We start from the raw sequence: 22398 nt of genomic DNA, 5'->3' as shown, positions 1-22398 counted from the left end.
GCCGGTGCCCTATGCTGATGGTTCGTCAACTCACCTGTACATCGAGTGACTTACCACGCCTCGGGGGAATCGCGTGAACACCGCTTCCGTGCCGCAGCAGCCGACGCCCGCGGCGGCACCGTCCGCACCACCGCCCACCCCGCCGCACGCCAGTGAGGCCACCCGGCTGCTGTGCGCGGGCGTCTACCTGGACCCGGACTACCGGGACCGGGTGATCGACGAACTCCACCTCAACGAGCAGCGGTTCGTGGCGCCCTCGCTCGGCCTCGACGCCGCCCGCGTGCTCGCCCACGCCCTGCGCGCCCGCCGCCGGGAACTGCAGTGGGCCGCCGCCGTCCTCGGCCTGTGGCTGGTGGGAGCGGCGCTGACCCAGGGGCTGCTGGCCCTCTATGTCTTCCCCAGCCTGTACCTCGCGATCGGCGCCTGGATCAGGGGCCGCTCGCCGCAGGTCCCGGTGTACCGCGTGGTGGTCGCCTTCTTCTTCCGCTGGTGGGGCCGCATCCTGCTCGCGGTGCTGGCGCTGATCACCGTGATCGCCGCGTTCGCCGGTGGGTCCGGCGGCTCGTCGTCCGGCTCCTACGGCGGCTCGTACGGCTCGTACGACTCCTACGACTCGTACGGGACCTCCGACTCGCCGGACCTGAGCGACGTCCTCCTGCCGGGCTCCGGCGGCGGGGCTCATTTCCGGCCCTGGCAGGCCTGGGCCGCCCTGGTCGTCCTCGTGCTCGTCGCGGTGTGCCTGGCCGCCCAGCGGGGCCAGTTCGCGCGCGTCATGGCCGGCGAGCTGTCCCCGCAGCGCTTCCCCGACGCCGCGGGCGACCCCGCCGAGCAGGGCGTGAACCAGCGGCTCCAGTGGCTCAAGCACCGCATCCGGACGGAACAGCACGCGCCGCTGGTCATGTACCACGAGTCGCGTCCGTTCTGCGGGGCCGGTGTGCCCCAGCAGGACTGGGTGCTGGCCGTCGAGCTGAAGCCCGACGCGCTGAAGAAGCGGCAGCGGCCCATCAGCAACCGGCTGGTGCTGGAGAGCATCCGGCCGCTGGTGGAGCGGCTCCGGCTGCCCGCCGAGTACGCGGGGGCCGGGGTGCGCGACCGGCTGCGCTGGCTGGAGATCGACGAGTGCGTGTTCCTGCCCGCCGAGGGGCTGCTGCGCCGCGAGGACGCGCCCTACCAGCCGGAGGCCTTCGAGGCGCACCGGGCGCACGCGGTCGAGGAGGGCGCCGAGAAGCGCCGGCACTTCCTGCGCGTCCGCGTCGGCGGCTGGGAGGAGGAGCTGGTCGTCACGGTGTTCGTGCGCGTCCACACCCAGGGCCGCATGCTCATGCTGGAGATCGCCCCGCATGTGCTGCCGCCGGTTCGCCAGTTCTTCAAGGAGGCCGACCGCGCGGCCCACAGGTACCGGCACAACAGCGTGCTCGGCAAGGCCTTCTGGGCCGTGACCCGGGTGCCGGTCTCGCCGGCCGCGGCCCTGATCGTCCTCGGCCGGGCCGTGGCGTACGGCGGACGGCTGCTGACGGGCGGGTACGCGCACGCGCTGCCGGACGGGCCCGCGCTGTCCGTCCGGGAACTGGGCGCGGCCGACGCCGGTTCGCAGTTCCAGGAGATGGACGTCTCCCGCTACCTCAAGAGCATCCAGGACCGGGTGGCGAGCGGGGTGCGGACCGCGCTCGCCGAAGCCGGTTACCAGACCGGCGAGTTCGTCCAGCAGATCAACAACATCAGCAACGGGGGCGTGCACATCGGCAGCGTCGAGGGCAGCACCTTCGCCGTCGGCGACAACTCCTCCGCCTCCTCCACCAACGGCGGCAGCGCGCCGCGGAAGGGAGCCGACGCCCATGGCGACGAATGAGCCGAGGGTCAGCATCGGCGACGTCTCGCACAGCACCTTCGCCATCGGCGACCACTCGCACGCCGAGAGCCACCACGGCACGGCCGCGCCGCGCGACGCGGCGGCCGAGGAACTGCTGCTGGCCGTGCGGGAGCTGCGCGCCGACCTGGCCCGGGTGCGGGCCGACGACCGGACGGCGGAACTGGACTCGGCCCTCGCCGACACGGAGGACGAGATCACCCGCACCGGCCAGGCCGCCCCCTCCCGCCGCGAGCGCCTGCGCCGGCTGCTCGACGACTCCCAGGCGCTGGTGGGCCTGCTCGCCTCGGCGAGCACGCTGGCCGGCCTGGTGGGGCTGTGAGGCGGACGCGATGAGCGGGGGAGCGCGGTACTGGAACGAGGAGACCCAGCGCTGGGAGGACAGCGGGGGAGCACGGACCGGCGCACCGGTGACACCGCCGCCGCCGGCCATGCCGGACCGGGCACCCGAGTGGCCGCCGGCCGGACCGCGTACGGTCGCCGACGGCGCGTCCGCCCCCGCGGAGCCCGCCCCGTCCGCGCCCGAGCCGCCGTCGTCGGCGCCGTCCGCGCCCCCGGCGCCCTGGTGGGAGGCGCCGGGCACCGGGCCCGGCGCCTGGACGGGCGCCTCCGGCGGCCCGGCGGACGGACCGGCGGGCGAACCGGACGGTCCTGACACCGGTGGCGCCGGCGCGGGCTGGACCTCGCCCGAGTGGACCGTGCCGCCGATGCCGCCCGGGCCGGCGCCCGTGCGCACCGGCGGGCCCAGCCGGAGAACGGTCTGGACCGTCGTCGTGGGCGCGGCCGTGGCCGGTGTCGCCGCGAGCCTGGTACTGACCCTCGTGGTGGGTCCGGGGGGCGGCGACAAGCCCGCCTCGGCGGCCTCGCCGACCGCCTCCGCGGTCCCGGACTCGCCCGTGCCGTCCGACGGCCCCGCCGGCGGCCCGTCCGGCTCCGCGTCCGCCACGGACGACGCGGCCGGCCCGTCCGCATCGGCGAGCCCGCTGCCCGCGGGCTGGGAGTCGTACGACGACGACGAGGGCTTCCGGATCGCCCGCCCCAAGGGCTGGTCGCGGTCCACGCTCAGCTCCTCCTACGGCATCAGGATCGTCAACTACCGCAGCCCGGACCGGGAGCACCGACTGCAGATCTACCAGGTCGCGGAGGCGTCCCCGGACGACTCGTTCCGGGCGTACCTGTCCGCGGACACCGCCAAGCCGCCGGGGTTCAAGAAGCTCGCCCTGGTCGACCTCGACGAGGGCGACTTCGTCGGCTCGCGCATGGAGTACCTGGCCGACAGCATCAGGGACGAGCCGGACCTCGGCGTCTGGCACGTCTACGACGAGCGCTTCGTGGCCGTCGACGGGCGGATCTACGCCGTCGCCGCCTACGGCCCCGACCGGGACGGCGGCGACGACGAACTGAAGCTGCTCGACACCGCGCTGAGCGGGTTCTGTCCGCCCGACACGGGCTGTGACCCTCCGATGGACTGAACGCAGCGCCGCGGATGACCCGTTTCTGTCCGTATTCGCCTGAAGTTTCAGTGACGCCGCGCACTGTGGGCCGCCGATTCCGCATGCAAGTCCGCAGTCGCGGGCAGGCGGCGACGGTCCCTGGGCACGCCCCTCGCGTGACACATGGGAGCCGAACAGGAACGGAAGGCGATACCGATCATGGCGGACAGAACGGAACGACAGGACCAGGCGACCATCCACGCGGGAGGACAGTGGCTGGCGGCGGTCTCCGGCGCGACGCGCGAGATCCTCGACCCCGCGGACGCCCGGCGGTTCGCCCTGGTCGCCGAGGGTGACGAGAAGGACGCGGAGCGGGCGGTGGCCGCCGCCCGGCAGGCGTTCGACCACGGCCCCTGGCCCGGCACACCGGTCGCCGAGCGCGCCGCGCTGCTGCGCCGCGTCGCCGGCCTGCTGACGCGCGACCGCGAGGAACTCGGCCTGCTGGAGAGCCGGGACGCGGGCAAGACCGTCGAGGAGGGCCGCGTCGACATCGACTGCGTCGCCGACGCCTTCCGCTACTTCGCCGACCTGGTCGCGGGCGAGGCCCCCGGCCGGGTGGTCGACGCGGGCTCACCCGACATCCACAGCGTCGTCGTCCACGAGCCGGTCGGCGTCTGCGCGCTGATCACCCCCTGGAACTACCCGCTGCTCCAGGCGAGCTGGAAGATCGCCCCCGCGCTCGCGGCCGGCAACACCTTCGTGATCAAGCCCAGCGAGATCACCCCGATGACGACCATCGCGCTGATCGACCTGCTGCGCGAGGCCGGTCTGCCCGACGGCGTCGCCAACCTGGTCACCGGCCCCGGCCACACCGTGGGCGCCCGGCTCGCCGAACACACCGACGTCGACCTCGTCTCCTTCACCGGCGGCCTGGTCAGCGGCACCAAGGTCGCCCAGGCCGCCGCCCCCACCGTCAAGAAGGTCGCCCTCGAACTCGGGGGCAAGAACCCCAACGTGGTCTTCGCCGACGCCTGCGCCACCGAGGAGGACTTCGACACCGCGGTGGACCAGGCCCTCAACGCCGCCTTCATCCACAGCGGCCAGGTCTGCTCGGCGGGCTCCCGGCTGATCGTCGAGGAGTCGGTCCGGGAGCGCTTCGTCACCGAACTCGCCCGCCGCGCCCAGCGGATCAGGCTCGGCCGGGGCACCGAGGACGGTGTCGAGTGCGGCCCGCTCGTCTCCGCGCAGCAGCGCGCCAAGGTCGAGGGATACGTCGCCTCCGCGCTCGAGGAGGGCGCGGTGCTGCGCTGCGGCGGCAGGCGCCCCGAGCCGTCCGGGACCCGGCCGGAGAGCGGCTACTTCTACGAGCCGACCGTCCTCGACGCCTGCCACCGCGAGATGCGGGTCGTCCGCGAGGAGGTCTTCGGGCCGGTCCTGACCGTCGAGACCTTCCGCACCGAGGAGGAGGCGGTGTTCCTCGCCAACGACACCGAGTACGGCCTGGCCGGCGCCGTCTGGACCGCCGACGCGGGCCGCGCCCGGCGCGTCGCGGGGCGGCTGCGCCACGGCACCGTCTGGATCAACGACTTCCACCCCTACCTGCCGCAGGCGGAGTGGGGCGGCTTCGGCAGGAGCGGCACCGGGCGTGAACTCGGCCCCGCCGGCCTCGCCGAGTACCGCGAGACCAAGCACGTCTACCAGAACCTGGCGCCGAAGCCGGTGCGCTGGTTCGCCGGCTGAGCCCCCACCGGCCCCGCCGGCGAACCGCTTTCCGCACCCTGAACTTCCTCCCACCCCCCAGGAGTAACCACCCGATGCCCGATCACACCCACGAATTCGACTACGTCGTCATCGGCGGCGGAACAGCCGGTTCCGTCATCGCCTCGCGGCTTACGGAGAACCCGGACGTGACCGTCGCCGTCATCGAGGGCGGCCCCAGCGACGTCGGCCGCGACGACGTGCTGACCCTGCGCCGCTGGATGGGCCTGCTCGGCGGCGAACTCGACTACGACTACCCGACCACCGAACAGCCCCGCGGCAACTCGCACATCCGGCACAGCCGGGCCCGGGTGCTGGGCGGCTGCTCCTCCCACAACACCCTCATCTCCTTCAAGCCGCTGCCGTCCGACTGGGACGAGTGGGAGGAGGCCGGCGCCAAGGGCTGGGGCGCCGTGCCGATGGAGGCGTACTTCGCCCGCCTGAAGAACAACATCGTCTCCGTCGACGAGAAGGACCGCAACGCCATCGCCCGCGACTTCGTCGACGCCGCGCAGGCTGCGCTCGGCGTCCCGCGCGTCGAGGGCTTCAACAAGAAGCCGTTCACCGAGGGCGCCGGCTTCTTCGACCTCGCCTACCACCCGGAGGACAACAAGCGCTCCTCCGCCTCGGTGGCGTACCTGCACCCCGTACTGGACGAACGCCCCAACCTCCACCTGTTCCTGGAGACCTGGGCGTACAAACTGGAGCTGGACGGCACCCGCGCCGAGGGCGTGCGCGTGCGCACCAAGGACGGCGAGGAACTGCTGGTACGGGCCCGCGACGAGGTCGTGCTGTGCGCGGGCGCCGTCGACTCGCCCCGCCTGCTGCTGCACTCCGGCATCGGCCCGCGCGAGGACCTGGAGGCGCTCGGCATCCCCGTCGCCCACGACCTGCCCGGCGTCGGCGAGAACCTGCTCGACCATCCCGAGTCGGTGATCGTCTGGGAGACGAACGGGCCGATCCCGGAGAACTCCGCGATGGACTCCGACGCGGGCCTGTTCGTGCGCCGCGACCCCGGCCACCAGGGCCCGGACCTGATGTTCCACTTCTACCAGATCCCGTTCACCGACAACCCGGAGCGACTGGGCTACGAGCGGCCGGAGTTCGGCGTCTCGATGACCCCGAACATCCCCAAGCCGAAGAGCCGCGGCCGCCTCTACCTCACCAGCGCCGACCCGTCCGTGAAGCCCGCGCTGGACTTCCGCTACTTCACCGACGAGGACGACTACGACGCGCGGACCCTGGTCGACGGCATCCGCATCGCCCGCGAGATCGCCGCGGCCGAGCCGCTGGCCGGCTGGCTCAAGCGCGAGGTCTGCCCCGGCCCCGAGGTCCAGGACGACGCCGAACTCAGCGAGTACGCCCGCAAGGTCGCGCACACCGTCTACCACCCGGCCGGCACCTGCCGGATGGGCGCGGCGGACGATCCGCTCGCCGTCGTCGACCCCGAGCTGCGCATCCGCGGCCTCGACGGCATCCGCGTCGCGGACGCCTCCGTCTTCCCGACCATGACGGCGGTCAACCCGATGATCGGGGTGCTCATGGTCGGGGAGAAGGCCGTCGAACTGATCGGAGGCGATGCGCGATGACGCTCACCGTTCCCACCCGCAAGCCGCCCACCGGCGACGCCCCCGTCTTCTCCGTCGACGGACTGTGGAAGGTGTTCGGCCCCAAGGCCGGCCGCATACCCGGGGACCCGGAGCTGAGCGCGCTCAGCCCCGCCGACCTGCGCTCCCGCACCGGCTGCACGGCCGCCGTCCGGGACGTCTCCTTCGACGTCCGCAAGGGCGAGGTCTTCGTGGTGATGGGCCTGTCCGGCTCCGGCAAGTCCACCCTGGTGCGCTGTCTGACCCGGCTCATCGAGCCCACCGCCGGGACCATCGCCATCGACGGCGAGGACGTGCGCGCGATGGACCGGGCACGCCTGCGCGAACTGCGCCGCCACCGTGCCGCGATGGTCTTCCAGCACTTCGGCCTGCTCCCGCACCGCACGGTCCTCGACAACGTCGCCTACGGCCTGGAGATCCAGGGCGTCGGCCGGTCCGAGCGGCGCGAGCGGGCCGCCGAGGTGGTCGCCAAGGTCGGCCTCGAAGGCATGGAGAAGCGCCGCCCCGCCCAGCTCTCCGGCGGCCAGCGCCAGCGCGTCGGACTCGCCCGGGCGCTCGCAGTCGACCCCGAGGTCCTGCTGTTCGACGAGCCGTTCAGCGCGCTCGACCCGCTGATCCGGCGCGACATGCAGGAGGAGGTGGCCCGGCTGCACAGCGAGGAGGGCCGCACGATGGTCTTCATCACCCACGACCTCTCCGAGGCGCTGAAGCTCGGCGACCGCATCGCCCTGATGCGCGACGGCCGTGTCGTCCAGCTCGGCACCCCCGAGGAGATCGTCTCCGCCCCCGCCGACGACTACGTCCGCGACTTCGTCCAGGACGTGCCGCGCGAGCAGGTCGTCACCTGCCGCAGCGCCATGCGCCCCGCGTCCCTGGAGGAGGCCGGCCACGGCCCCGCCGTCCGCCCGGAGGCCACCGTCGCCGAGGCCATCGAGGCGGTGGCGCGGGCCGGCGCCCCGGCCCGTGTGATGAACGAGGGCAAGTGCCTCGGAGTGGTCGGCCACGAGCAGTTGCTGAACGTGGTCGCCGGCACCGGGGCCGCACCGGCCGGGGACGGCGCGGCGGACCCGGCCGGACCCGTCGGGAGCGCGGCGCGCCCCGCGCCCGCCCTGCGCGCCGGCACGGAGGCGGTCTGATGGCGACGGTCACCGCGACAGCCCCCCGCACGCACCTGCCCGGCGTACTGAGACACCGCGCCGCGGCGAAGCTCCTCCTGCTCGCCGTCGTCGCCGCGGTCCTGGTACCCCTCGTCAACGCCCGCTGGGGCAGCGCCTCCTGGCCCGGCGCCCTCACCGTCGACCTCGCCAAGCCCCTGGCCTCCGCCAGCGACTGGGTGATCGACAACCGCGACAGCCACCCCCTGTTCCTCTACTTCTTCGGCTACATCAGCAACGCCGTCGTCCTCGCGGTACGCGCCGTGTACCTCACCCTGCTCGCCGCGGGCTGGGCCGGCGTCACCGCCTTCGGCGCCCTCGTCGCCTGGCGCGTCGCCGGTGTCCGGCTGGCCGCCGGCACCGCCGCCGCCCTGCTGGCCTGCGGGGCGCTCGGCATGTGGGTGCCGACCATGCAGACCCTGGCCCTCATGGTGGTCGCGGTCCTGGCCTCGGTGGCCGTGGGCGCCCTGCTCGGTCTGGCCGCGGGCCTCTCCGACCGGATGGACCGGGCGCTGCGCCCGGTGCTGGACACCATGCAGGTGCTCCCCGCGTTCGCCTACCTCCTCCCCGTCGTCCTGGTCTTCGGCATCGGCGTGCCCGCGGCCGTGCTCGCCACCGTCGTCTACGCCGCCCCGCCGATGGCCCGGCTCACCGCGCTCGGTCTGCGCGGCGCCGACCCCGAAGTCCTGGAGGCCGTGGAGTCGCTCGGCGCCACCGCCCGCCAGCGGCTGCTGACCGCCCGCGTCCCGCTGGCCCGCAAGGAACTCCTGCTCGGCCTCAACCAGACGATCATGATGGCCCTGTCCATGGCCGTCATCGCCTCCGTCATCGGCGCCGGCGGCCTCGGCGACCGCGTCTACCAGGCCCTCGCCTCCGTCGACGTGGGCGCGGCCCTCGCCGCCGGCGTCCCGATCGTGCTGCTCGCGGTCGTCCTGGACCGCGTCACCGGCGCGGCCGGCGACGGCGGCACGGCGGCCGGCCGCCCCCGCACCATCGGCTGGGCCTACGCTCTCGCCGTCACCGTGGCCGTCGCCCTGGCCACCCGGCTGCTCGGCGCCCTCGACTGGCCCGGCGGCTGGACCCTGCCGATCGCCGAGCCGGTCAACCGCGCCGTCGACTGGATGACCGCCCACCTGTACTCCGGTGTCCCGGTGGTCGGCGGCACCGCCGACTGGGCGGGCCACTTCACCACCTGGGTCCTCGACCCGGTCCGCGACGGACTGCAGTGGCTGCCCTGGTGGGCGGTGCTGCTCGCGGTCGCCGCCCTGGCCTGGCTGATCGGCACCTGGCGCACCGCGCTGACCGCCGTCCTCGCCATGGCCGCGATCGGCGTGCTCGGCGTGTGGAAGCCGTCCCTCGACACCCTCTCCCAGGTGCTCGCCGCCGTCGCCGTCACCCTCGTGCTGGGCTTCGCCACCGGCATCGCCGCGGCCCGCAGCGACCGCGTCGAACGCGCGCTGCGCCCGGTGCTGGACGTCTTCCAGACGATGCCGCAGTTCGTGTACCTGATCCCGGTCGTCGCCCTGTTCGGCGTCGGCCGCGCCCCGGCCGTCGCCGCGGCCGTCGTGTACGCGCTGCCGGCCGTCGTCCGGATCACCGCCCAGGGCCTGCGCCAGGTCGACCCGGCCGCCCTGGAGTCGGCGCGCTCGCTTGGCGCCACCGGCCGCCAGCAGCTCTGGCAGGTGCAACTGCCGCTGGCCCGCCGCTCGCTGCTGCTCGCCGTCAACCAGGGCGTGGTCCTGGTCCTCGCCGTCGTCATCATCGGCGGCCTGGTCGGCGGTGGCGCCCTCGGCTACGACGTCGCCTTCGGTCTCGCCCAGGGCGACCTGGCGACCGGCCTGGTGGCCGGCGCGGCCATCGTCTGCCTCGGCCTGATGCTCGACCGGGTGACCCAGCCCACCGAACGGCGCCCGAAGAAGGGAGCGTGACATGCGATTCCGTACCACGTGCACGGTGGCCGCGGGCGTGTCCGCGCTCGCGCTGCTCACCGGCTGCGGCGCCGCCGACATGACCAAGCAGGCCAGCCCCTTCGCCAACGCGCGGGGCTCCAAGACCGTCACCCTGTCCGTGCAGTCCTGGGTGGGCGCCCAGTCCAACGTGGCCGTCGCCCAGTACCTGCTGGAGCACAAGCTCGGCTACCGCGTGGACACCGTCCAGGTCGACGAGGTGCCCGCCTGGGACGCGCTCAGCCAGGGCCGGGTCGACGCCATCCTGGAGGACTGGGGCCACCCGGACCAGGAGAAGCGGTACGTCAAGGACAAGAAGACCATCGCGCCCGGCGGCGGTCTCGGGGTGACCGGCCACATCGGCTGGTACGTCCCCACCTACCTGGTCAAGCAGCACCCGGACATCACCGACTGGCACAACCTGAACAAGTACGCCTCCCTCTTCCGCACCGCGGAGAGCGGCGGCAAGGGCCAGCTCATGGACGGCTCCCCGTCCTACGTCACCAACGACAAGGCGCTGGTGAAGAACCTGAAGCTGGACTACCAGGTCGTCTTCGCCGGTTCCGAAGCGGCGCAGATCACGCAGATGAAGCAGTTCGCCAAGGAGAAGAAGCCCTTCCTGACGTACTGGTACGCGCCGCAGTGGCTGTTCAAGAAGGTCCCCATGACCGAGGTGAAGCTGCCGCCGTACAAGGAGGGCTGCGACGCGGACCCGGCGAAGATCACCTGCGCCTACCCGCACACCCCGCTGCAGAAGTACCTGAACTCCGGCTTCGCGAAGTCCGGCGGCGAGGCGGCGGCCTTCCTGAAGAAGTTCAAGTGGACGACCGAGGACCAGAACGAGGTCTCCCTGATGATCGCCGACCAGAAGCTGAACCCGCAGGACGCGGCGAAGAAGTGGGTGGACAGCCACCCGTCCGTCTGGAAGAAGTGGCTGTCCTGACCCGGCTCAGCGCAGTCCGGCGACGATCTCGCCCAGCGCGGCCGCGGCCCGCCGCTGGAGTCCCGGACCGAACGTGACGCGAGTGGCCCCGAGTTCGCCGAGCACGGCGGGCGAGGGGCCCTCGCCGTCCAGCCGGGCCACCATGTTGAGCGGGCCCTGGATGCCGGACCGCAGCAGGGGCAGCACACCGGCCGGCGCGAGGATCGGGTACACGCAGTCCGCGCCCGCCGCCACGTACAGCGCGGCGCGCGCGATGGTCTGTCCGGGGTCGCCGTCTCCGTGCACGAAGGTGTCGACGCGGGCGTTGACGAACAGCCGGTCCGCGGCGGCCGAGCGGACCCCGGCGAGGTACTCGGCGTGCTGGTGCGGGTCCTTCAGGACGCCCGCCGCCGAGTCCTCGATGTTGCACCCCACCGCGCCCGCCTCCAGCAGCCGCTCCACCAGTTCCCCGGGGGCGAGCCCGTAGCCGTCCTCGACGTCCGCCGACACCGGCACGTCCACCGCCCGGGCGATCCTGGCCACCGCGGCGAACATCTCCGCGGCCGGGGTGTCGCCGTCCGCGTAGCCCAGACAGGCGGCGATCCCGGCGCTGGGCGTGGCCAGCGCCGGGAACCCCGCGTCGGCGCACACCCGGGCGCTCGCCGCGTCCCACGGGCCGGGCAGCACCAGGGGATCGCCCTGCGGGCGCCGGCGGTGCAGCGCCCGGAACAGGTCCGCCCCGGCCGGGGCCGGCGCCCCGGCGGGGCGGCTCACCCGCGCTGTCCGGGCTGGTAGTGGCCCGGCGCCATCCGGCTGGTCACGCCGAGGCGGTTCCAGGCGTTGATCACCGTGATCGCGGCGATCAGCTGCGCCAGCTCGGCCTCCTCGAACCGCTTCGCGGCCCGCTCGTACACCTCGTCCGGCACGAACCCCTCGGTCAGCACGGTGACCGCCTCGGTCAGCTCGATCGCCGCCAGCTCCTTCTCCGTGTAGAAGTGCCGGGACTCCTCCCAGGCGCTGAGCTGCACGATCCGCTCCACGCTCTCGCCGGCCGCGAGCGCGTCCTTGGTGTGCATGTCCAGACAGAAGGCGCAGTGGTTGAGCTGGGAGGCGCGGATCTTCACCAGCTCCAGCAGCCTGGGGTCCAGACCCTGCTTGGCGGCGGTGTCCAGGCGGACCATCGCCTTGTAGACCTCGGGGGCGTGCCGGGCCCACTCCAGGCGCGGGGCGTGTTCGGTGGCGTACTCGACGGGTTCCTGTGCGCTGCTCATGGTTCGACCCTAGGAGTCCGGCAGCCCAGGAGTATGGTCCACTTCCATGGTGGATTCCTGGGCCAATCTGGGCGTGGACCTGCATCTGGAACCGGCCGGGACCAGCGGGCTGCGCCGCGGCCTGACCGACGCGCTGCGGGACGCGGTCCGCACCGGCCGGCTCGCGCCCGGCACCCGGCTGCCGTCCTCCCGTTCGCTCGCCGCCGACCTCGGCATCGCCCGCAACACCGTCGCCGAGGCCTACGCCGACCTGGTGGCCGAGGGCTGGCTCACCGCCCGCCAGGGTTCCGGCACCCGGGTGGCGGAGCGAGCGGTGATCCCGCCGGCGGCGGACGCGCCCCGGCGCCGCCCGCCGGGCCGCCCGGCGTACAGCCTGCTCCCCGGCAGTCCCGACCTGACCGCCTTCCCGCGCACCGAGTGGCTCAAGGCCGCCCGCCGCGCCCTGGCCGACGCCCCGGCCGACGCCCTCGGCTACGGCGACCCGCGCGGCCGCGTCGAACTGCGCACCGCCCTCGCCGGCTACCTCGCCCGTGTGCGCGGCGTCCGCGCCGACCCGGAGACGATCGTGATCACCGCCGGCTTCTCGCACGCCCTGCGCGTCCTCGGCGCGCTGCTGCGGGCGCGCGGGGTGCGGTCGGTGGCGGTGGAGTCCTACGGCCTCGACACCCACTGGGGCCTGCTGCGCGCCGCCGGTCTCACGACACCCGCCCTGCCCTACGACGAACTGGGCACGGACACCGGCGCGTTGACCGGTGAGGGTGCGGTGCTCCTCACCCCCGCCCATCAGTTCCCCATGGGCACGCCCCTGCACCCGGACCGGCGGACCGCGGTGGTGGAGTGGGCGCGGCGCACCGGCGCCCTGGTCCTGGAGGACGACTACGACGGCGAGTTCCGCTACGACCGCCAGCCCGTCGGCGCGCTCCAGGGCCTCGACCCCGGCCGGGTCGTCCACCTCGGCACCACCAGCAAGGCCCTCGCCCCCGGGCTCAGGCTGGGCTGGATGGTCCTGCCGCCCGCGCTGGCGGAGGAGGCGGCCGAGGCCAAGGGCCGGATCGACACCGTCGGCGTGCTGGACCAGCTCACCCTGGCCGAGTTCCTCACCTCCGGCGCCTACGACCGGCACGTCCGCTCCGCCCGGCTGCGCTACCGGCGCCGCCGCGACGCCCTCGCCGCCGCCGTCGCCGAGCGCGCGCCCGGCGTCCGGGTCACCGGGATCGCGGCCGGCCTGCACGCGGTGCTGCGGCTGCCGCCCGGCACCGAGCAGTCGGTGGTGCGAGCCGCGACCTGGCAGGGCCTGGCCCTGCACGGCCTGTCCTTCCACCGCCACCCCGAGGCCCTCGCCGAACCGGCCGACGCCCTGGTCGTCGGCTACGGCACCCCACCGGACAGCGCGTGGACAGGCGCACTGGAGGCCCTGTGCCGGGCGCTGCCGTGAGCCGTCCACGCATGAGACGCATGCGACCGGTACCGCATGCCTGTACCATTCGACTGGTACGACATTCACGTACCAGTTGTGCCGATCCCGACGGAGTGAGTCATGTCCATCACTGCCAGCGAGGCCCGAGCCAAACTCTTCCCGTTGATCCAGCAGGTCAACGACGACCACGAGCCCGTCGAGATCACCTCCAGGGGCGGCAACGCCATACTGATGTCCGCCGATGACTTCCGCTCCTGGCAGGAGACCGTCTACCTGCTGCGTTCGCCGGCCAACGCCGCCCATCTCATGGCCGCCGTCGCGGCGGACAAGGCTGCCGACACCCCGCTGATCACCAGGAGCGTGCAAGAACTCCAGGACCTTGCGGAGGACGGGGAGTGAGGGACGTAAGGTTCCGGCCCACCGGGTGGGAGGACCTCCTGTACTGGCAGGACGCCGACAGGAAACTGTTCCGCAACCTCGTCCGCCTCATCGGCGAGATCCAGCGCGATCCCTTCACCGGCATCGGCAGACCGGAACCGCTGAAGGGTGACCTGTCGGGCTACTGGTCGCGCCGGATCGACGACGAGCACCGGCTCGTCTACCGGGCCACCGACAAGGAAGTCGTGATCATCAAGGCGCGGTACCACTACTGATGCTCACGGGGTGCCACCGGGACACCGGTGGGCACGACGGTCTACACGGTCCTGCCGGGGGTGCCGGGGCATGGTGCCGTGCCCCATTCCTCGGCGAGTGCCGCGACCAGGACGAGCCCCCGTCTGCAGTCCTCCTCGGTCCCGGCGTCCCGCACCAAAGGCAGCCGCTCACCGTCGGTGTCGTTCACCTCGATCGGGATCCGGCCCCCGCCGTCCCGCCTGCTCAGCGCCGCCACCCCGCTGACCAGGTGCGACGCCCCCACGGCGGCGCTCTGTGGGGGTGGCGGGTGCCGGTGTTGGGCTTGTCGGGCACGAGGCTCGTACGGCCGCGTTCTCTCGAGTGGGACGGGACCCCGTGAGACCTCGCCCGCTGTCAGGTCGTGCCGCGGCGCAGACGGTGCGTGACGAGGCCCTCGATGTCGGTGAGCCACTGGCGGAGGGAGACGCCGTCGGGGGGGTAGACCATGAGGCCCAGAATTCCCGTGGCACGCTCCAGATCCTCGTCCGACGGGACACAGGACAGGAAGTCGCCGAGTTCCTGGGCGGCCGCGGCGAGATATTCGACGGGATTCCCGTCGAGATAGTCGTCAAGAGCCTCTCGGTGGGAGCCGTAGAATCGCGGGTAATCCTGGTGGAAGTAGCCACCAAGCAGAGAGGAGAGTTCCGGGAATCGCTTTCTCCATTCCCAGTCGGTCTGTGGAATCGGCGCTTGTTCGTATACACCGGAGGTTTTGACCCTCTGCAGATGGGAGCGGATGGTCGCGAGGCACTGCTCCACGGTGCGTCCGGCTGGGGGCTCGACGTGGGGCAGGAGGTCCACGTCGTCGGCGATCGCGTCGTCGAACAGGCCGACCCGCAACAGGTCGTCGATCTCCGCGATGACTGCGTCCAGGGTTCCCGGCGTACGCACAGCCTGTCGCACATACGCCTTGAGCGCTACGCCGGGCTCATCGGTGGTGTCCGTGAAGGAATTCCCGGAGAAGGCGTAGGAATCGAGCAGTTCATGCAGCGCGGGGAACCGCTCGTCTCTGTCCAGGAACCCTTCGGGGCAATGGTGGGTCACAGGGTGTTCCTTGCGGTCACGAGGTGGGATAAGAGGTGTGGATACGGTAACCGCTTGGCATGTCGGGATCGCGACGCAGGAGCAGGAAGACCTTGTGAACGTTGTGCGGTCCGGTTCCTCTGATGAAATCCTCCCGGGACAGGCTCCGGCCGGTGACTTCCTCTCCGAAGTCGACCCTGAAGGTGAGCTCCGGCTTTCTGGTGTTCTCCAGCCATCGCCTGACGTCGTGCTGACGTTGAACGATCGCCCGGTCCGTCAGATCCTGTGCTGCCTCGGGGCTGACGAAGCTGGAACTGCCGGTGATCCTCTTCTCGGCGCGCAGGCGGGCCCGGAGTTCCCGGTCGGTCTTCTCGGCATGCTTCTCCAGGGTGTGGGAGTGCGATCTGGCAGTCCCCTTGCCCTCGTCTCCCGCCAGGTCCGCCCGGTACTTCGGCTTGACCGCGCCCTTGCGTTTGCTGCGGGGCCAGGCGTTCGGTTCCCCGTCGCCCTTCATGAGCAGGCCGAGGTCGTCCGCCGATGCCGTTGCGCCGCCCGGCAGGGCGAAGTCGGGGGAGAGGCCGGGCAGCCGGACGCCGCCCAGGAGTTCGCTCCAGCCGCCTGCCTGGCTCGCGGCCCTGACGGCAGCGCCCCCGCCGCCGAAGCCACCGCCTAGGAGCGCGCCGTAAGCGGCAGCGTCACGGGCCTCGTCGAGGCTGAGCCCCTTCTGCTCACCCAGGGCGATGGACACGGGCTGGGCGACGGCGAGGTCCACGGTGACGGACTCGATGCCCGCGATGGCGGCGGTGGCCAGGGCGGTGCCCGCGATGGTGGCGACCTCGGCCGTGACCGTGACACCGAGGCCGGCGGCGAGTTCGGCGACGGTCGCGGCGGCCGCGACGGCCGCTCCCTCGGAGAGGCCTGCGGTGAAGACGGCCAGGAGGGTGCCCGCCACGAGGGTGGCGCCGACGATCTCCAGTTCGTGTTCGAGCTTCTTCTTCGCGGCGTGCACGGCGTCGGCGTAGGCGTCCAGGGCCTTGGCCATGTCGCGGGCGCCGTCGGACAGGTCTTTCAGCCAGCCGTGCTTGTCGTGGTAGTAGCGACGCCAGAAGGGATCGTCGAAGGCGGAGATGGCCTCGCCCTTGTTGTGTTCGATCAGGGATCGGGCGGCCCTGTTGGCGGCGGCGGTGACGTCCTCGACGTCGTCGGCGAAGTCCCGCCACACCTTCGCGGCGTCCCGCAGCCCGTCGACGTCGGCCGCCGGCCACCACATGCCCGTCAGGTCCTGGACGACCTTGCGGGCCTTGTCGGCGGTGCTCACCTGCCGTGGCCCCCGGTGTCGTGCGGAACGTCGATCCGGCTGAACATCGAGCGGATCAGCTGTTCGTTGTCGATGTGTCCGTCGGCCATGTCGGCCATCGCCGTGTGGATGCTGGCCAGTCCGGTGGCCAGAATCTGGGCGGACTGCTCGATCCGCTTGACCAGGGGCCCGTACGTCTCGTGGAACTTGGTGCCCTGCTCGTCGTCACGCCAGGGCGCGCCGGCCGCCGACAGCCCGGTCTTCAGCTTGGTCAGTGCGTGTGCGAGCGCAACGCTCTCGTGGCTGAAATGCGGCGCTGTCCGCTTGATGTCGGCGATCTTGATGTCGAGTATCTCGCCCTGGTCACCCATGACTTGGTGCCCTCCCCCTCCGTCGGTCGCCCGGACCGCTCGACTCTAACCCGCAGGCATCGTCCGCAAGTTCGATTACCGCAAAGGGAGAGCAAAGGGTGCCGGTGGGTTCTGGGTGGAGTCGGTGCCGCAGCTCGGAGAACCACCTCCCGACCCGGGTGAGGGTTGGGGCGCGCACTGCGGGCATAGGTTCTCGTCATGCACGGGCCGGAAGAGGGTGGCCTGGACGTGGTCGCCCTCGCATTCGCGGAGGGTGGCGAGCCGGGTGGAGAGGCCGGGGTGCTCCTGCTGGGTGTGCGGAGGCGCGTATCGCGGTGAAAGCGAGGTGGAGGCGGACGGTAGTGGTGGTACCTCGGCGAGGAGGTAGCGCAGCAGGCCGCCGGGGCGGTGGACGCGGGTGCCACCGTCGGGGAGGTTGCGCAGGATGTGGGCGCGGATCGCGGTGGCCGGGTGCCCGGTGGCCAGCCAGCGAGCGGTCAGGTCCATCAACTCGGCGTGCATCGCGTGGGGGATGGTGCGCAGAGCCGGGTCGAGGTCGCGGTAGGAGGCGGCGAGGGCGCGGGCCTCTTCGAGGTGGGGGACCGGGGGATCCGGCCGGTGGTTCTCGGGGGCTACCTGGGCTTGCGGGGCTTCCGGGGCTTGCGCGGTTTCGGGGGCATCGGGTGCGTCCTCGGGGGGCCTAGGGGGTTGGTTGTGGGTGTCCCTGTAGGTGTCGCCGTAGGGAAGACCGTCGGTGAGCCGACCCGTCCGCTCACCGGCCGCCGGATTCCGGGTACTCGGTGCGACCTGCGGCGGCGGCGCGACGGGCATCCGGGCGAGGAGCTTAGCTGCTTCGGCGGGACTCAACGGCACGTTGGAGACGAGCTGTTGGGTGACCCAGTGACCGCCGGAGCCCTGGACGCGCCTCTCGTGCACGAATCCCTCGTCCTTGAGCTGGCGCTTGGCCCGGGTGAAGGCGCAGGCGCCGATGTTGGCTCGTTCGGCGGTTCGGGAGAGGGATTCCCTTGTGCCCTGGGGGAGGGAGAGCTGCCAGGTCAGCAGGCGGACCGCGTCGGAGGACAGGCGGGGGTGCCGGATGATGTCGTGCGAGAACTGGGTGTAGGCGCGCGGGGGCGCGATACAGTGCCGGTAAATCACGGTGGAGTCTGCTTCCACTAGTGGTTCAGGCCCTCGCGAACGGTTGCCGCCGTTGCGGGGGCCGAGTTGTTTGTGTGCTGTTGGGGTGACCGTACCGCACCGAGAGTGTGCGGATGAACGCGTCGAGTGAAGAAAGCTTTCGCTGCTCAGAGTTCACTCACACGAGTCAACCTGCCCCAGTTTGCGATCAGTTGGGGGGAGGGCTGTATGGAGTCGGGGGCTGACTCGGGCGCGGGTGGGGAGACGTAGGCCGGCGGGCGGGGAGTTCCTGCGGATGGCCGCGCGCGGCTGAGGTGAGCAAGGAGGGGCGGTCGGCAGCCGACCGCCCTCTCCGCTTGCCCGCTTCTCTCCGCGGCGGGCTCAGTCTTCCTCCGCCACGGCCGGGGCCTCCCCGAAGCGTGCCAGGGCCAGCGCGCCCGTCACCGCCACCGCGAAGCCGAGGGCGGCCAGCCAGGTCAGGCCCTCCCGGGTGCGGTCGCCGAGCCAGACGACGCCCACCGCCGCCGGGCCGATCGTCTCGCCGATCACCATGCCGGCCGTCGCCGTGGTCACCGAGCCGCGCTGCAGGGCCGAGGTCAGCAGCACGAAGGCGGCGGCGCCGCCGGTCAGGAGGGCGTAGAACGCCGGGTTGGTGAACAGCGCGGCCGGCCGCAGCGAGTCGACCAGCCGGACCGCCACCTCCACCACGCCGAACCCGAAACCCGCCCCGAGACCCAGGACCAGGGCCCGCATCCGCCCCGACAGCCGCCCGCCCAGCAGAGCGAGCACCGCCATGCCGGCCGCCGTCGCCAGCATCGTCCACTTCAGGGCCTGCGAACCGCCCTCCGCGCCCTCCGGCCCGGACGCCAGGCCCAGCATCGCGAGCCCGGCGCACACCACGCCCACCGCGCCCCACTCCGTGCCGCTCAGCCGCGCCCGCAGCAGGCGTGCCGCCACCACCGCCGTCACCGCGAGGCTGGAGGCCAGCGCCGCGCTCACCGCGTAGATCGGGATCGAGCGCAGCGCCGCGATCTGGAACAGGAAACCCAGCCCGTCCAGCGCCAGCCCGGCCAGGTACCGCCACTGCCGCAGCGCCCGCAGCAGCAGGGCCACTTCGCCGCCGCCGGCACCGGCCTGCCGCGCGGCCATCGCCTGCAACACCGTCGCGGTACCGAAGCAGACCGCAGCGCCGAGGGCGCACACCATTCCGAACAGCACGGACCGACTCTAGGTCCTGTCGTCGAATTCCCGTCTGCCCTGCGACGCCATGCACGCACTCCTGACGCCGCAGGGCCCGCCCTCCGGGCGGACGACGGGAATTCGACGACAGGACCTAGGGGAGGGCGGGTTCGCATGCCCCGTTGCGGGGACCCGCGGCCGGACGCCTAGGCTGACCGCCGCACACCGCACAGCAGACGGGGGAGACACCACATGGCGAACACGCGCGCGCGACTGCGCTCCACCACGGTCGTCCTCGGCGGCATGGGCCTGCTGGCCGCCGCCCTGACGGCCTGCTCCTCCGACCCGGACAAGCGCTGCGTCGACCGGGACAGCTACCGCATGGGCAAGGGCTACAAGGTCGTCTCCGACAAGAGCTGCAAGTCCGCCAAGGTCCCGGTGAACGGCTCCTGGTACTACGGCGGCAAGAAGAAGGGCTCCTGGGCCTCCGGCGGCTCCTTCACCAAGCCGTCCAAGGGCTCGGGCGGCTCCTCGGGCGGCGGCGGGGTGCACCGCGGGGGCTTCGGCGGCGGCAAGGGCGGCTCCGGCGGCTGACCGCCGGATCACCATGGAACGCCGGACCATCACCCCCCGCCCCGGCTGGCAGCGGACCGTCGAGGAGCAGGGGCTCGTCTATCCGCTCACCCGCCACCCCGACGGCTCCCTACGCCCCTACTGGGACGAGAGCGCCTACTACGCCTTCTCCCTGGAGGAGGTCGAGGCGCTGGAGGAGACGGTCGCGGAACTGCACCGCATGTGCCTGGCCGCCGCCGGGCACATCGTGGCGCAGGACCGTTTCGCCGACCTCGGCATCACCGACCCGCGGGTCGTCGCGGCCGTCGCCGAGGCCTGGCGCCGCCGCGCCGAACTGCCGTCCGTCTACGGCCGCTTCGACCTCCGGTACGACGGCACCGGCCCGGCGAAACTGCTGGAGTACAACGCGGACACCCCCACCTCGCTGGTCGAGGCCGCCTCGCCCCAGTGGTTCTGGATGGAGGAGCGCTTCCCCCGCGCCGACCAGTGGAACTCCCTGCACGAGCGCCTGGTCGACGCCTGGCGAGAGCAGGCCGCACTGCTGCCGCCGGGCAGCCCGCTGCACTTCGCGCACTCCTCGGCCGACGAACTCGGCGAGGACCTGATGACGGTCGCCTACCTGAAGGAGACCGCCGAGCAGGCCGGACTCGCCACCGACTGGATCACCATGGAGGAGATCGGCTGGGACACCCTCTCCGGCCGGTTCGTGGACGACCGACTGCGGTTCATCCGCGCCGTCTTCAAGCTCTACCCCTGGGAGTGGCTCACCACCGACGCGTTCGCCGGGCACGTCCTCGACACCCTCGACAACGGCGGCGGCAGCGGCACCACCCTGTGGATCGAACCCGCCTGGAAGATGCTGCTCAGCAACAAGGCCCTGCTGGCCGTCCTCTGGGAGCTGTACCCCGGCCACCCGAACCTGCTCCCCGCCCACCTCGACGGCCCCCGCGAACTGGCCCGGACCACCGGTTACGTGGCCAAGCCGCTGCTGGGCCGGGAGGGCGAGGGCGTCACCGTGCACGAGTCGGGCGCCCCCGCGGCCGTGCGCGACGAACCCTGCTGCTACCAGCAGCTCGCCCCGCTGCCCGCCTTCGACGGCAACCACGTCGTCCTCGGCGCCTGGACCGTCCGCGACGAACCCGCCGGCCTCGGCATCCGCGAGTCGTCGGGTCTGGTCACCGACGGGTACGCCCGCTTCCTCCCGCACGTGATCCTCTAGTCCCGGCCGCGGAAGCGCCCTCCGCCGCGCGACGCCGCGCACCGGACGCCGCGCACCCGACGCCGCGCACCGGACGCCGCGCACCCGTCGCCGCGCGGCCGCCCTCCGGGCGGCGAGGCCGCTTCCGCGACCGGCCCTACGCGCCGTCCAGCACGGCCGCCAGCCGGTCGAGCCCCCAGTCCAGGTCCTCCTCGGTGACGACCAGCGGCGGCGAGATCCGGACCGTCGGGCCGTGGGCGTCCTTCACCAGCACCCCGCGCTCCACCAGCCGCTCCGAGACCTGGCGCGCGGTGCCGGCCCGCGGCGCGACGTCCACGCCCGCCCACAGCCCGCGCCCGCGCACCGCGGTCACCGCGCCCGTGCCGAGCAGCCCGCGCAGGCGCCGGTGCAGCCGCTCGCCCAGCTCGGCCGCGCGCGCCTGGTACTCGCCGGTGCGCAGCATCGCGATCACCTCCAGCGCCACCGCGCAGGCCAGCGGGTTGCCACCGAACGTCGACCCGTGCTCGCCCGGCCGGAACACGCCGAGCACCTCCGCGCTCGACACCACCGCCGACACCGGCAGGATGCCGCCGCCCAGCGCCTTGCCCAGCACGTACACGTCCGGCACCACGTCCTCGTGCTCGCACGCGAAGGTGCGCCCGGTCCGGCCCAGCCCCGACTGGATCTCGTCGGCGACGAAGAGCACGTTCCGCTCCCGGGTCAGCTCCCGCACCCCGGCCAGATAGCCGGCCGGCGGCACGATCACCCCCGACTCGCCCTGGATGGGCTCCAGCAGCACGGCGACGGTGTTCTCGGTGAGCGCCCGCCGCATCGCCGTCAGGTCCCCGTACGGCACGATCTCGAACCCCGGCGTGTACGGCCCGAAGTCCGCCCGGGCCTGCGGGTCGGTCGAGAAGCTGATCACCGTCGTCGTGCGCCCGTGGAAGTTGCCGCCCGCGACCACCACCTTGGCCATCTCCGCCGGCACCCCCTTCACCCGGTAGCCCCACTTGCGGGCCGTCTTCACCGCGCTCTCCACCGCCTCGGCGCCGCTGTTCACGGGCAGCACCATCTCCATGCCGCACAGCTCCGCCAGCTCGGTGCAGAAGGCCGCGAAGCGGTCGTGGTGGAAGGCGCGGGACGTCAGCGTCACCCGCGCGAGCTGCCGCTCGGCCGCCCGCACCAGACGCCGGTTGCCGTGCCCGAAGTTCAGCGCGGAGTACCCGGCGAGCAGATCCAGGTACCGGCGTCCCGCCACGTCCGTCACCCACGCCCCCTCCGCCGTGGCCACGACGACCGGCAGCGGGTGGTAGGTGTGCGCGCTGTGCGCGTCGGCGGCGGCGATGAGGTCTTCAGCAGTGGTCACGGCCTCTCCCGGATACGACGGTGACTCTCCCGGACACGACGGTGGCCCCTTCCTATCGCCGCTCGCATGGTGGACGCGGGATCTCCCGGTTCCGGCGCGCCCGGTAGGCTGATCAGCGGGTCGTGACTGGCGCGCAGGGATGGGACGGACCATCGGGGAGCGGCCCGAACGGGAAACAGTGCCGTGCGCCTGGGCCGAACGTGAACGCTGAACGCACGCCGTCCGGAG

22 protein-coding genes and 1 riboswitch are annotated in these 22398 nt (G+C 72.7%); of the genes, 13 read left to right on the top strand and 9 right to left on the bottom strand.

Features of this window, described 5'->3' with window-relative positions; genetic code table 11:
• Nucleotides 1-73 precede the first annotated feature (73 nt).
• The 8 genes from TNCT1_RS02690 (at nt 74) to TNCT1_RS02655 (ending at nt 10708) form a co-directional block, all read left to right on the top strand.
• Nucleotides 74-1849 (top strand): hypothetical protein, encoded by a 1776-nt coding sequence (locus tag TNCT1_RS02690; protein WP_143627724.1) that lies wholly within the window; start codon nt 74-76, stop codon nt 1847-1849.
• Nucleotides 1836-2189 (top strand): hypothetical protein, encoded by a 354-nt coding sequence (locus tag TNCT1_RS02685; protein WP_143627722.1) that lies wholly within the window; start codon nt 1836-1838, stop codon nt 2187-2189. Before TNCT1_RS02690 ends, TNCT1_RS02685 begins: the two co-directional genes overlap by 14 nt.
• Nucleotides 2190-2199: 10 nt before the next feature.
• Complete coding sequence (locus TNCT1_RS36090) at nt 2200-3339, top strand: hypothetical protein (RefSeq protein ID WP_160160370.1); 1140 nt, start codon at nt 2200-2202, stop codon at nt 3337-3339.
• A gap of 180 nt (nt 3340-3519) precedes the next feature.
• Nucleotides 3520-5040: an aldehyde dehydrogenase family protein gene (locus TNCT1_RS02675; RefSeq protein WP_143627720.1), complete on the top strand. Its 1521-nt coding sequence runs from the start codon at nt 3520-3522 to the stop codon at nt 5038-5040.
• 74 nt (nt 5041-5114) lie between these two features.
• Nucleotides 5115-6647, top strand: a complete 1533-nt coding sequence (locus TNCT1_RS02670; RefSeq protein ID WP_143627718.1) for a GMC family oxidoreductase — start codon at nt 5115-5117, stop codon at nt 6645-6647.
• Nucleotides 6644-7801: a glycine betaine/L-proline ABC transporter ATP-binding protein gene (locus TNCT1_RS02665; protein WP_143627716.1), complete on the top strand. Its 1158-nt coding sequence runs from the start codon at nt 6644-6646 to the stop codon at nt 7799-7801. Before TNCT1_RS02670 ends, TNCT1_RS02665 begins: the two co-directional genes overlap by 4 nt.
• Nucleotides 7801-9747 (top strand): proline/glycine betaine ABC transporter permease, encoded by a 1947-nt coding sequence (locus TNCT1_RS02660; protein WP_143627714.1) that lies wholly within the window; start codon nt 7801-7803, stop codon nt 9745-9747. Before TNCT1_RS02665 ends, TNCT1_RS02660 begins: the two co-directional genes overlap by 1 nt.
• 1 nt (nt 9748) lies before the next feature.
• Complete coding sequence (locus tag TNCT1_RS02655; protein ID WP_143627712.1) at nt 9749-10708, top strand: ABC transporter substrate-binding protein; 960 nt, start codon at nt 9749-9751, stop codon at nt 10706-10708.
• A gap of 6 nt (nt 10709-10714) precedes the next feature.
• Here the strand turns inward: TNCT1_RS02655 and TNCT1_RS02650 are convergent, their stop codons facing one another.
• Together TNCT1_RS02650 and TNCT1_RS02645 are read right to left on the bottom strand one after the other, a co-directional pair.
• A complete protein-coding gene (locus TNCT1_RS02650) occupies nt 10715-11461 on the bottom strand; it encodes an isocitrate lyase/phosphoenolpyruvate mutase family protein (RefSeq protein WP_174266116.1) in 747 nt (248 codons plus the stop codon).
• On the bottom strand, nt 11458-11958 hold the full coding sequence (locus TNCT1_RS02645) for a carboxymuconolactone decarboxylase family protein (RefSeq protein WP_143627710.1): 501 nt from the start codon (nt 11956-11958) through the stop codon (nt 11458-11460). Before TNCT1_RS02645 ends, TNCT1_RS02650 begins: the two co-directional genes overlap by 4 nt.
• A 46-nt stretch (nt 11959-12004) precedes the next feature.
• On the opposite strand from TNCT1_RS02645, the gene TNCT1_RS02640 reads away from it, so the two are divergent.
• The 3 genes from TNCT1_RS02640 (at nt 12005) to TNCT1_RS02630 (ending at nt 14028) form a co-directional block, all read left to right on the top strand.
• The gene (locus TNCT1_RS02640; RefSeq protein ID WP_143627708.1) at nt 12005-13393 is read left to right on the top strand and encodes a PLP-dependent aminotransferase family protein; all 1389 of its coding nucleotides are present in this window, start codon (nt 12005-12007) and stop codon (nt 13391-13393) included.
• A gap of 102 nt (nt 13394-13495) precedes the next feature.
• Nucleotides 13496-13774 carry a type II toxin-antitoxin system Phd/YefM family antitoxin gene (locus TNCT1_RS02635; RefSeq protein ID WP_143627706.1) on the top strand — a complete coding sequence of 93 codons (279 nt, stop codon included), beginning with the start codon at nt 13496-13498 and terminating at the stop codon, nt 13772-13774.
• The gene (locus TNCT1_RS02630) at nt 13771-14028 is read left to right on the top strand and encodes a Txe/YoeB family addiction module toxin (protein WP_143627704.1); all 258 of its coding nucleotides are present in this window, start codon (nt 13771-13773) and stop codon (nt 14026-14028) included. Before TNCT1_RS02635 ends, TNCT1_RS02630 begins: the two co-directional genes overlap by 4 nt.
• A gap of 41 nt (nt 14029-14069) precedes the next feature.
• Here TNCT1_RS02630 and TNCT1_RS02625 read toward each other — a convergent pair whose 3' ends face one another.
• From TNCT1_RS02625 to TNCT1_RS02600, 6 genes are all read right to left on the bottom strand, one after another.
• Complete coding sequence (locus tag TNCT1_RS02625) at nt 14070-14291, bottom strand: hypothetical protein (protein WP_216856573.1); 222 nt, start codon at nt 14289-14291, stop codon at nt 14070-14072.
• 110 nt (nt 14292-14401) lie between these two features.
• Entirely contained in the window at nt 14402-15091 is a 690-nt protein-coding gene (locus TNCT1_RS02620) for a contact-dependent growth inhibition system immunity protein (protein WP_235902277.1), read from the bottom strand.
• 16 nt (nt 15092-15107) lie between these two features.
• Nucleotides 15108-16388 carry an RNase A-like domain-containing protein gene (locus TNCT1_RS02615; protein WP_143627702.1) on the bottom strand — a complete coding sequence of 427 codons (1281 nt, stop codon included), beginning with the start codon at nt 16386-16388 and terminating at the stop codon, nt 15108-15110.
• Nucleotides 16385-16738, bottom strand: coding sequence for a hypothetical protein (locus TNCT1_RS02610; protein ID WP_143627700.1), 354 nt, complete (start codon nt 16736-16738; stop codon nt 16385-16387). The genes TNCT1_RS02615 and TNCT1_RS02610 overlap by 4 nt, the downstream gene beginning before the upstream one ends.
• 75 nt (nt 16739-16813) lie before the next feature.
• A complete protein-coding gene (locus tag TNCT1_RS02605) occupies nt 16814-17875 on the bottom strand; it encodes a hypothetical protein (RefSeq protein ID WP_216856571.1) in 1062 nt (353 codons plus the stop codon).
• Nucleotides 17876-18235: 360 nt separating this feature from the next.
• Nucleotides 18236-19060: a DMT family transporter gene (locus TNCT1_RS02600; protein WP_143628318.1), complete on the bottom strand. Its 825-nt coding sequence runs from the start codon at nt 19058-19060 to the stop codon at nt 18236-18238.
• A 225-nt stretch (nt 19061-19285) separates the two neighbouring features.
• Here TNCT1_RS02600 and TNCT1_RS02595 point away from each other — a divergent pair, with 225 nt between their 5' ends.
• Both TNCT1_RS02595 and TNCT1_RS02590 read left to right on the top strand, forming a co-directional pair.
• Complete coding sequence (locus tag TNCT1_RS02595) at nt 19286-19627, top strand: hypothetical protein (protein ID WP_143627698.1); 342 nt, start codon at nt 19286-19288, stop codon at nt 19625-19627.
• 13 nt (nt 19628-19640) lie between these two features.
• Entirely contained in the window at nt 19641-20825 is a 1185-nt protein-coding gene (locus TNCT1_RS02590; RefSeq protein WP_143627696.1) for a glutathionylspermidine synthase family protein, read from the top strand.
• 136 nt (nt 20826-20961) lie between these two features.
• Here TNCT1_RS02590 and rocD read toward each other — a convergent pair whose 3' ends face one another.
• Entirely contained in the window at nt 20962-22170 is a 1209-nt protein-coding gene (gene rocD / locus TNCT1_RS02585) for an ornithine--oxo-acid transaminase (protein WP_143627694.1), read from the bottom strand.
• Nucleotides 22171-22282: 112 nt separating this feature from the next.
• Nucleotides 22283-22372, top strand: a riboswitch (ZMP/ZTP riboswitch).
• Nucleotides 22373-22398 lie beyond the last annotated feature (26 nt).

It is taken from the genome of Streptomyces sp. 1-11, assembly GCF_007176755.1.
In the GTDB taxonomy this organism is placed as follows: Bacteria; Actinomycetota; Actinomycetes; order Streptomycetales; family Streptomycetaceae; genus Streptomyces.
Note: the sequence above shows the minus strand (reverse complement) of the source record. Positions and strands in the feature narration are given on the sequence as shown.